At 55.0% G+C, this 10,712-nt stretch carries 6 protein-coding genes; 3 read left to right on the forward strand and 3 right to left on the reverse strand.

Annotation, left to right across the window (positions count from 1 at the left end; genetic code table 11):
• Window positions 1-133: 133 nt before the first annotated feature.
• The 3 genes from GOW98_RS22595 to GOW98_RS22605 form a co-directional block, all read right to left on the reverse strand.
• Window positions 134-2,557 carry a GcvT family protein gene (locus tag GOW98_RS22595; RefSeq protein WP_170336329.1) on the reverse strand — a complete coding sequence of 808 codons (2,424 nt, stop codon included), beginning with the start codon at window positions 2,555-2,557 and terminating at the stop codon, window positions 134-136.
• Window positions 2,554-4,947 carry a GcvT family protein gene (locus GOW98_RS22600; RefSeq protein WP_170336331.1) on the reverse strand — a complete coding sequence of 798 codons (2,394 nt, stop codon included), beginning with the start codon at window positions 4,945-4,947 and terminating at the stop codon, window positions 2,554-2,556. Before GOW98_RS22600 ends, GOW98_RS22595 begins: the two co-directional genes overlap by 4 nt.
• A gap of 120 nt (window positions 4,948-5,067) precedes the next feature.
• Window positions 5,068-6,135 carry a GlxA family transcriptional regulator gene (locus GOW98_RS22605; RefSeq protein WP_170336333.1) on the reverse strand — a complete coding sequence of 356 codons (1,068 nt, stop codon included), beginning with the start codon at window positions 6,133-6,135 and terminating at the stop codon, window positions 5,068-5,070.
• A gap of 135 nt (window positions 6,136-6,270) precedes the next feature.
• On the opposite strand from GOW98_RS22605, the gene GOW98_RS22610 reads away from it, so the two are divergent.
• The 3 genes from GOW98_RS22610 to GOW98_RS22620 all read left to right on the forward strand — a co-directional run bounded on the left by GOW98_RS22610 (window position 6,271) and on the right by GOW98_RS22620 (window position 10,179).
• Entirely contained in the window at window positions 6,271-7,236 is a 966-nt protein-coding gene (locus tag GOW98_RS22610) for a LysR family transcriptional regulator (protein ID WP_170336335.1), read from the forward strand.
• 100 nt (window positions 7,237-7,336) lie between these two features.
• Entirely contained in the window at window positions 7,337-8,869 is a 1,533-nt protein-coding gene (locus tag GOW98_RS22615) for a trimethylamine methyltransferase family protein (protein WP_170336337.1), read from the forward strand.
• Window positions 8,866-10,179 carry an aspartate aminotransferase family protein gene (locus tag GOW98_RS22620; RefSeq protein ID WP_170336340.1) on the forward strand — a complete coding sequence of 438 codons (1,314 nt, stop codon included), beginning with the start codon at window positions 8,866-8,868 and terminating at the stop codon, window positions 10,177-10,179. The genes GOW98_RS22615 and GOW98_RS22620 overlap by 4 nt, the downstream gene beginning before the upstream one ends.
• Window positions 10,180-10,712: the final 533 nt, after the last annotated feature.

Genomic DNA, 10,712 nt, shown 5'->3' on the forward strand with positions numbered 1-10,712 from the left:
TGAGGCCCAATACCTGTTTTGGGCACATTTTGTTCCTGTATTCGGTAGACTGCATTAGGCAATAGGAAACGGTGGCCGCAAAAAAGAAAGAGCGGTGCAAATTTGCGCCGCTCCTCTATTCCTTCACCAGAAGTTAAGCGGACTTCTGTTTCATTCGCGCGTTGGACGGATCAAATGGCGGTTTTTCCAGAATGGTCGCACCTCGGCGTTGGCCCAGAACTTCGACCGACAAGTCGTCTTTCGCATTCCGATCACGAAGATAAGCCAAGGCAAGGGTTTTACCCGTTCTGTGTCCATAGGCGGCCGATGTGACAATGCCGACAACCCGAGACCCCTGAAGAACACCGTGTGCGTAATAGGGGTCTACATCGCCCGCATCCACCTCGAGCAGAACCATCTCCCACCTATCATCTGCTTCCATACGGTTAGCCAGGGCCTCTTTTCCGATGAAATCATGATCCATCTTGATCAGGAACCCTGCACCGGTTTCTGCCGGGGTGCGTTCGGTCGTGAAATCGCCGCCCCACGCGCGATACCCTTTCTCTAACCGCATGGCGTTCATCGCATAGGCACCAAAGAAGCCCAGCCCATGAGGCTTGCCTGCTTGCTCCAGAGCTTCAAACAGAGCGGGCATCTGATCGGCAGATACATGCAGTTCCCATCCAAGCTCACCGACATAAGACACACGAAGCGCGCGCACCTTGATGCCTGCGACTGTGATCTCTTGCACCGAAAGCCAGGGGAATCCTGCGTTCAGGTCTGCCTCTGTCAGCGCGGCAAGAACGTACCGCGATTTTGGTCCCATGAGGCCCAGCACCCCAAAGTCATTAGTCACCTGGGTAATGGTGACATTGAACCCTTCGGACCACGCATTCAGCAGATCATGATCCATATCTTCAGCGGCCGCTGCCGACGTGAGGTAGATGTGATCATCAGACAGAACCGTGACGGTGAATTCAGATTGCGTGCCCCCGGCAGGGGTCAGAGCATGGGTCAGACCGATGCGGCCCACCTTCGGCGTGCGGTTCGCACCGATACTGTCAACAAACTTGCGCGCATCGGGGCCTTTAACATCGAATTTCGAAAAGACCGACATATCCGCTAGGCCAACAGCGTTGGTAACAGTTTCGCATTCCCGTGCAACCGGCTCGAACCAGTTTGACCGGCGGAAGCTTGGCAAGGCTTCATCACCCGTTTTGTCCGAGAACCAGTTGGGCCGTTCCCAACCGTAAGCGGCACCCATCACGGCACCACGTTCAACCATCTTGTCGTGAATGGGGGAAAGCCGTTTGTTCCGGGCGGCCGGGCGTTCTTCGTGCGGATAATGTACGCCGAATTGAAGGCCGAAACATTCGATCGCTTTTTCGACGCGGTAGTCGCGGTCGGCCCAGCTGCCGAACCGGCGACTGTCCACGGCCATTGCGTCCATTGGGGGCGCGCCATGGGTCATCCAATGAGCCAGGAACCAGCCTGATCCGCCTCCCTCCATCACTCCCATTGACGAGCCGGTCAACAGCCAGGCATTGGGCAGGCCATGAGCCGGACCGATCAACGGGTTGGCGTCAGGTGTAAAGGTGATCGGGCCGTTAACGACCGATTTGATACCACCGGTTTCCAGTGCCGGGATACGCTCCATTGCCATCATGATAATGTCTTCGACACGGTCCAGATCGGGCGGCATCAGATCGGCACCGAAATCGGGTGGGCAGCCATCGATTGACCAGGCTTCGGCGTTTTTCTCATAGGGCCCAAGGATCAGCCCGTCGCGTTCCTGACGCACATACCAGCTTTCTTCCGGGTCGCGGATCATCGGCAACTCGGGCATACCTTGTTCAATCCGGTCTGCCACGGCCTGAACAGTGTCGGTCACCAGATACTGGTGCAGAACCGGCACGGACGGAATGTTCAGCCCCATCATATGGCCGATTTCCCAGCCCCAAGTTCCCGCTGCATTCACGATATGCTTGGCGTGGATAGTGGTCTTTTCTGTTTCTACAACCCATATGCCTTTCTCATAACGGATTGAGGAGACCGGGTTGTAGCGTAAGATCGTGGCTCCGTTCTGCCGGGCAACCTTGGCCATCGCGTTGGTCGCGAGCGTCGGGTCAACATGGCCGTCATCGGGCTCATAGATCCCGCCCAGCAATCCATCGGTCCGGGCCAGCGGGTGCAGCCGCTCGACATCATCAGGTGTCAGCATCTGCAGATCGTACCCGGTAAAGCGGCTCAGGCCTGCGACATGCTCGAACTCATCCATCCGATCCGGGTTTGACGTGATCCGCATTGCGCCGGACCGGTGGAAACCACAGGTGTCGCCTGTTTCTTGGGGCAGAATGTCGCGATACAACCTGACTGAGGTGGCCCGAAGCTCCTGAATGGTTGGGTTGTGGGCGAAATGTGTACACAACCCGGCTGCGTGCCAGGTAGATCCGTGCGTTAGGTCGTTCTTTTCCGTCAGAACAATGTCTTTCCACCCGGCCTTCGCCAAATGATACATGAGTGACACGCCCATCGCGCCGCCACCGATAATGAGGACCTGTGCATTGGTGGTGCTCATCCCCGCATCCTTTCACCTTTTGGATCAAAGGGCACACGCTGCAATACAGTGGCTGTATGGCGCTTCCCTGCGATTTCGATTTCAAACTTCCGTTCACATGTCGCCGAGAGCTCTTCACCCTGAGCGATCTCGATCATCCCAAGGGCAAGCGTCTGTCCGGTTCTTACACCGCGTGCACCACTTGTAGTCATTCCCACAACACGGCCATTTTCCCAAATTGGTTCGTCATGCAGAACCAGTGGATGCGATGGCAGATCGAACATCACCTGTTTGCGGGTCAACCCCTGTTCCTTTTGCTGCAACAGGGCTTCTTTCCCAAGAAAATCCTTGCTCCAGTCGATCGCAAAGCCAAGACCAGCTTCAAGCGGCGTGATTTCTGGCCCAAGGTCGTGACCCCAATGCTTGAACCCTTTCTCGATTCTGCACCCGTCCAGAGAGAAATGGCCCAACGGCCGTGCGCCAGCCGCATAAAGCGCATCAAAAGCCGGTCCGGCCAAATGATTGGCCACCGAAAGTTCCCATCCGAGTTCGCCCACAAAACTGACGCGCGTCGCAGTCGCTGGTTGTTCTGCGACGGTCACTTTTTTGAAGGTCGAGAAAGGGAAGTCATCCCAGTCATCCGGTGACAGAGATTTCAGCAATTTCCTCGATCCGGCCCCCATCACACCAATGACGACTTCTGTGTCGGTCATGTCTTCGACCGAAACATTGCGCCCTGCACTGTGGCGGCGCAACCAGGCCATGTCTTTTTGCCGGATTGCAGCGCCAGAGGTCATCCGAAAATGATCCTGAGCGATGCGCGCGATGGTGACATCGGCTTCGGTTCCACCCTTGGCATTAGTAATCGGTGTATAAACAGCCTGGCCCGGACCAACGTCTATGTTGGCCGTCGCAAGAAACTGCATCAGTTCCAGCGCATCCGGACCCTTGATGTCGAACTTGCCAAAAGGTGACAGGTCAACCAGCGCAACGCCATCTTCCATTTGGGCCGCTTCGCGTACCGCGATGGGATACCAAGGTTGATCGCCGACCGAGTAGGGCAGGTTTTTTTCACTGTCGTCCCTGGCGTACCAAAGCCCGCGCTCCCAACCAGCGGTCAGACCGAATTGCGCGCCAGCGACCTCCCAACGGTCATGCAGCACCGACTTGCGAAGGCCGCGTCCCGCCTTCGGCTGCTTGAATGGCCAATGAAGGGTGAACGCATCGCTAACGGCCTCTTCCATGCGCGCTTCGACATGTTCATTCGATGCGGTCAGCGGATCGACGCGTGCTATATCGACCTCCCATAAATCCATGGGCGGCTCGCCATCTATTATCCAGTCAGCCAGAACACGACCAATACCCGCCGAAGACATGACACCGACCGAGTTCATCCCGGCGGCCACGAAAAGTCTGTCAACTTCGGGTGTCTGGCCAATCAGCGGCTTGGTGTCAGCTGTGAAGCTCTCGGGTCCGTTCATAAAATGCTGGATGCCGGCCTCGGCCAGTGCGGGCACGAGTGTCAGCGCCGCTTCCATGAACGGCATAAACTGTTCCCAATCTTCCGGCATCTCAAGGAATGGGCGGTCTCCTTCCGGACCAAAAGCATCCCACACCTTGGCGTCGCGTTCGAACCCGCCGATCACCAATTTGCCCGCGTCGCCCTTGACATAAATCCCGCGATCCAGATCTCGCAGAACAGGGTAGGGATTGGGCAGTCCGTTCATCGGTTCAGTGACAATGTACATATGCTCGACTGCTTGAAGCGGAAGTGCGATCCCGGCCGCATCAGCCAAGCGTTTTGACCAGGCACCGGCACACAACGCGACCTGATCGGCCAATATTTCGGACCCATCCGCCAGACGCACGCCCTTGGCAGCACCATTTTCGATCAGCAGATCGGCAACCTGAACGTTTTCCCGGATGTCGACGCCCTGCGCCCGCGCGGCCTTTGCATAGGCCATGCAAAGATCTACCGGGTTAACATTTGCATCCTCTGCCACCGCCAACGCGCCAACGATACCATCTGTGTCCAGTCCCGGCACGGCGTTCCGAACAGCTTGAGCAGTTATAATTGACGGTGTCAGACCAAAATGCCGCCCCAACGCTGATATACGGTGAAGTTCATCCATGCGCGCTTCTTTCCGCGCCAGCCAGAACCCTCCGGTTTTTCGGTAGCCCGTGGACAATCCGGTCTGTTCTTTGAGCTTGGGAAACAGCTCTCTGGCGTACATGGCCAGTTGGGTCATGTTGGGGGTCGCCCGCAACGGGCCAACAATGCCCGCAGCATGCCAGGACGTTCCGGATGTCAGTTGGTTCCGCTCTAACAGCGTGACTTTGGCCCGGCCAGCAAGGTGATAGGCCAGCCCAAGACCGATGGCGCCGCCGCCTATAATTACAACGTGATTCATAGCGCCTCTCAATTCGCCGATGCTTTTGCTGGACCTATCGGAGCATTGGGCAAGATAGGGTAGCGGTTATTTGGAAAGCCTGCTGGTATTCAGGGGAAAAGAAAATGTTGGGTTTGCGCTCTAAGACGGTGGAGCTTTTACTAGACATGTATTTCGCAGAACATGAGGGCTAATGCCGAAGTGGCGTGAAAAGTATCGGGCGAAGTGCGATGGAGTTCCAAACCCGTTTGCCATGGATACTTCGATTATAGACATCGTCGTCTGTTCAATCTGAGCCTTTGCTCGGGTGACCCTTCTCGACATATAGTATCTCCCCGGCGATATCCCGTAGTGTCGCTGAAACTGGCGCTCCAATTGGCGAACGCTGTAGCCCGCAATCCGGGCGACTTCGGAAAGAGGCACCGGGGAGGCCAGATTTTCCTCAATTACCGAGACTGCAGCGATAAGGCCTTTGTGCTTGGTCCCAGTGCGCTGTTCCAGCGGGCGGCGTTGCGGGGAATTTTCATACCGTAAGCCATCCTTGATCAGATGATCCGAGATACGGCCAGCAAATGACCATCCGTGATCGTTGGCAATGCTATGAAGCAAGACGTCAAAAGTCGCTAAAAACCCAGCACAGGTTACGATGCCTTTGGAATTGTGAAACAGCTTCTGGTTCGTTTTCGTCTTCTGGTTCGTTTTCGTCGCAAATTCCGTAGCCTGGGATTTGTACTGCCATTGGGCACTGACTTCGGTCTGATCGAGCACATTCAAGTCTGTCAACATGTCAACGACGGTTGACAGTGCAAAGATGCTCCGGGCAAACCGGCGCTTTGAAACGACGATACGCCGAATGGCCTGACGGTTTATCTCGGTTGGTTGGCACCCGACACAAACAAGATAGTCAGCAATTCCGTCGAAAGCTCCAGCGCATTTGGTTTCCACAGCCAGATTTGACACGGAACAAATGGAGCCACCCTGTTCAGAAGTCACGGTTGGATTGTACGCGAGACCTTGCAGGAAATTGTTCGCAGACGCAAAAATATCTAAACAGGCGGCAAGTTCAGTCAGCGGGAAACCCGGCAGAACTACGATCATCACGTTTTGAGTAAAAATCGATGCCTTTGTCTTCTGGGCGTCGTTTGACTCGTACCGGGGTGGTGCAACTTTCTGGTAACCATCAACATGACTTCGCAATCTCATGTTCATGATTAAACCTTTCCTTTTCTGGTTAGCTGAGGCCCGTGCAGAAACATCCGCGGAGGATATTATGGTTGACTTTTTGAGGGGGCCGATCAAGGACAGCAGAAGATAATAAGAAAAATTAATGAAGGTTATCAGAAAATGAAAAAAAAGCAGGCGGAGGCGGATATCAATGTTTTGAGGGCGCTTGAGGTTTTCATGGCAGTCTCAGATGCTCGACATATAAGCGCCGCAGCGGCGGCACTGGGTTTGACGCAACCTGCCGTGTCTCAGCAGATTAAGAAACTGGAATGGGCGCTGCACACGCAGCTATTCGATCGCACCCGTCGACCATTGGAACTGACGCATTCAGGGCAGATTCTGAAACGCCGCGCTTTTCGAATTCTGAATGAAGTCGAGGACTTGAGAGCCGATTTGCGCTATTTGGAATCAAGTTCGATTCCGGTTCTGAGGGTAGGGCTTCTGGCATCCATCGCAACGTCGTTGACCACGGGCCTTCTGGATATGGTTCGGGATGAGTTGAAGATACCGGAACTCAGTCTTTCAGCCGGGCTTGGAACCGACCATCAGATCGCTCTGAACACTCGGGCGGTGGATGTTGTTGTTACCTCTGATCCTCAGTTCGATGTGTCTGAATACCAGTGTATCCCCGTTTTGGAAGAGCCCTTTTTTCTGGTTCTGCCTGGATCGTATAGTGGACCATCGGACGATATTCACAAAATTTGCAAGGACCTGTCGCTAGTTCGATTCAGCGCGGATGCTCCGGTTGGGCGGCGAACCGATCAGCATCTCCAACGTTGTCGGGTAGATTTGCCACGGTCAATGGAAGCAGATCGTGCATCGATGATCGTAGCCGGTGTTGTGACCGGTCAGTGTTTCGCTATTCTGACGCCGAGCCTGTTAATTGATGCCGTGGCCGAAGGAATGGACTTGCGGATTGAACCGCTTCCATTGCCGGGGTTCAGCCGCTCAATCCTTACTATTTCACGGGCAGGCGAACTTGGCGACATTCCACAACAGCTTGCTGTAGAAAGTTCGCGACTTTTGCGAGAGCAATTTGTTACCCGGCTTTCCGGTGTTGCGGATCAAGTCCTGCATCACTGCTAATATGCATTATAATCTTTCCTAATTTTAGACAAAAAGCCTGTGCCTGCGCTGATATAGTTGCCACTTTCTTTCGGACCCGTGAAAAGTGCGGAGGGCAAGGATGGCACGAACAACAAACAAGCGCTCGGGGCGGCGCGAACGCATGGCAGCCCGAGCTGCGAAGCAAGCTTCTGCAGCCCCATATACCATTCGTCGGATCGGCAAGGTCAGCCTTGTTGACGATGAATCCATTGCCATTATCGAACGCAATGCTGATCGTATTCTGGATGAGATCGGCATGGACTTCCGGGGTGACCCGGACACACTAGCGCTGTTCAAGAAGCACGGCGCGCGTGTCGATGGGGAGCGGGTGCGCTTTGATCCGGGCTGGTGTCGCGAAAAGATAAAAACGGCCCCTTCTGTTTTTACACAACACGCCCGCAATCCAGCGCGCTCGATCCAAATTGGGGGTGACGCGCAGGTTTATGCCCCAAGCTTTGGCCCTCCGTTCGTGCACGACATGGAAAACGGCCGTCGTTATGCGACGATCAAGGATTTCCAAAACATCACCAAACTGTACCACCAGTTGGGCTCGATAAATCACTCGGGCGGTGTTGTGGTTGAGCCTGTCGATATTCCCGTGCCAGTGCGCCACCTTCATATGACGCATACCCACCTGACGATGAACGACAAGCCATTCATGGGCGCTGTAACAGCGCCTGAGCGTGCGCGCGACACAATCGAAATGTGCCGCATCGCAATGGGGCGCGAGTTTGTCGATCAGAATTGTGTATTGTATTCGGTGGTAAACACCAACGCACCGTTGGTTATGGATGAAACCATGCTTTGGGCACTGAAGGAATATGCCCAGGCCGGTCAGTGTACTGTTGTGTCGCCTTTCGTTCTGGGGGGTGCGATGTCTCCGGTTTCCGTGGCGGCGACCTTGTCGCAGGTGTTGGCCGAAGTGATGGCCTCTGTTGCACTGATTCAGCTGATCCGCCCGGGTGCCCCGGCGGCATTTGGTACGTTCTTCTCTCCGATCAGCCTGAAAACCGGAGCTCCGACTTTTGGCACACCCGAGGGAACTCAATTTCAGATGTGTGCCAAAACCCTGGCCGACCGGTTGGGACTACCTTTCCACTCGGTCGGTGGTCTGACCGCCTCCAAGATTCCCGATGCACAAGCCGGGTATGAAAGCCAGGCCCAGCTGATGGGAGCAACAATGGCGGGTGTGAACTTTATCATTCACGCGACCGGGTGTCTCGAAGGGCTTCTGACAACGGGCTATGAAAAAATCGTCATGGATGCGGACCGCTGTTCAGCCATGCAACGATTTACGCAAGGTGTGGACTTCTCGGAAGCCGCGCAGGCAATGGATGCCTTTTTTGAGGTTGAGCCCGGAGGTCACTTCCTGGGCGCTCAGCACACTCAGGACAACTTTGAAAGCGCCTTCTGGATGGGGGAAATGTCCGACAACGGAACCTACGAACAATGGCATGCCGAAGGCGGTCTGTGGCAGCACGAACGCGCCAGCTCCCGGGTCAAGCAATTGATCGAAGAGTACGAAGCACCGGCCATGGATGCCGGTATCCGAGAAGCACTTGATGATTTCATCGCCCGTCGCAGCCGGGAAATTGAAGGAGAACAGCCATGAACATGCAAACCGACTGGACCCTGAACGACACCGCCCGGCGGCGTGATAACTTTTATGCCGCCAGTCAGCGAAAGTTCGTTCCTTTCAAGGATCCGATGGTCTTCAAAAAGGGATCGATGCAGTACCTTTGGGACGTCGAAGGCCGGAAATACACCGACCTTTTGGGGATGAACGTTTGCATTTCGGTTGGTCACAGCCACCCGAAAGTTGTTGCCGCCGCCATGGAGCAGGCACAGGAACTGACGCATTGCACAACAATGTTCTATCACCCGGTGCCTGCGCATTTCGCAGAAGAACTGGCGGCTACAATGCCGAATTCAAATGGTGACATTGAATGGGTCGTGCACTTCACCAACTCGGGTTCAGAGGCGGTCGATCTGGCGATGACTATGGCGCGCAGCTATACCGGTAATCTGGACCTGCTCGCGCTGCGTTCAGCCTATCATGGTCCGACCGCTGCAGCTCAGTCGATCACCGGTATTTCCGGCTGGCGCCACCCGGGCATGCCGGGCAACGTGGCCTTTGTTCCGGACCCGCATCAGTACCGCGGCATCTTCGGCGAAAATGCCGGTGCCGAACCTTATCTTGATGAGCTTGATCGCACCATCCACGCGGCCACTTCCGGCCAGGTTGCGGGCATCTTCATTGAAAGCGTTCAGGGCTATGGCGGCATTGTAGAAATGCCCCAAGGTTATATGACCGGCGCTGCCGAACGCGTTCGCGCCAAAGGTGGTCTGTTGATTGCCGATGAAGTTCAGGCCGGGTTTGGCCGCACCGGAGATCACATGTGGGGGTTCGAGGCCGACGGCGTCATTCCCGACATCGTGGTCATGGCTAAAGGCATCGGCAACGGGTTCCCCTTGGGTGCCGTGGTCGCACGCAAAGAGATCGCCGCGCCAATGGCGGAAAAGTTTATGTTCCACACCTATGGCGCCAACCCGACCTCTTGCGCGGCAGGTCGAGCGGTCCTGCAGGTGATCAATGAGGACAATGTCCGCGAAAACGCACGAGACGTCGGTGCCGCTTTGCTGGAACGTCTACATGCGCTGAAGGACAAATACGAAGTCATCGGCGATGTTCGTGGACGTGGCCTGATGCTGGCCATTGAAATGGTTAAAGACCGTAAAACCAAAGAGCCGGATCCGCAGACAACCGCGGCTGTGTTCGAAGCCACGCGGGAAAATGGGATCATTCTGTCGAAATCAGGCGCGTATCAGTCCTGCTTGCGCATGGTTCCGCCCATGTGTTTGTCGATGGCAGATGTTGAACAGGCTTACGAGGCGCTGGATCAGGCATTCGGCAGTCTTTAAAAGCCAGGGTGGTTAACAAAATCACGGTAGTCAGGCCGGTGGAAATAACTCCGGGCTGACACCAACTGATTGTTCAATAGAGAGGAAACAACAGACTCTGTTTCGGTTCTTCAATGGGGTTATTCAAAGGCTTATCCTTAACCAAGCGGCTCCCGAAAATATTTCTGCAGGGCATGTCGGATTGTTTCAACAACAACGTTCGTTTTTTGCGAGTTGAGCGTTCCTAATCGCTTAGAAGGGTATGGACCCTTCGTTACATGTTCCTCGGGCAGATTAGAGAACGATGTATCGTATCGGTCTGAGTCGTCAGAGCCCCCTGATTGTTGTTGATGCAGTCACTTCGGTGTTTCCCGCCGACTAGTTACCATTTGCATCATGGCACCCCTGCGGGAGCTTCGTATTTTGGGGTCAAGAGCCGGTCCGTATCGAGGTCGGCGCAAGTCAGGAAGGAACTTGACTGCAAACCGCACATCTCTTCCCGATCTCCGAGTTGTATGTATCTTATGACTCGGCTCAAAAGCTGAAAGTGGAGG

The organism is Ruegeria arenilitoris (assembly GCF_013032445.1).
GTDB lineage: Bacteria > Pseudomonadota > Alphaproteobacteria > Rhodobacterales > Rhodobacteraceae > Ruegeria > Ruegeria arenilitoris_F.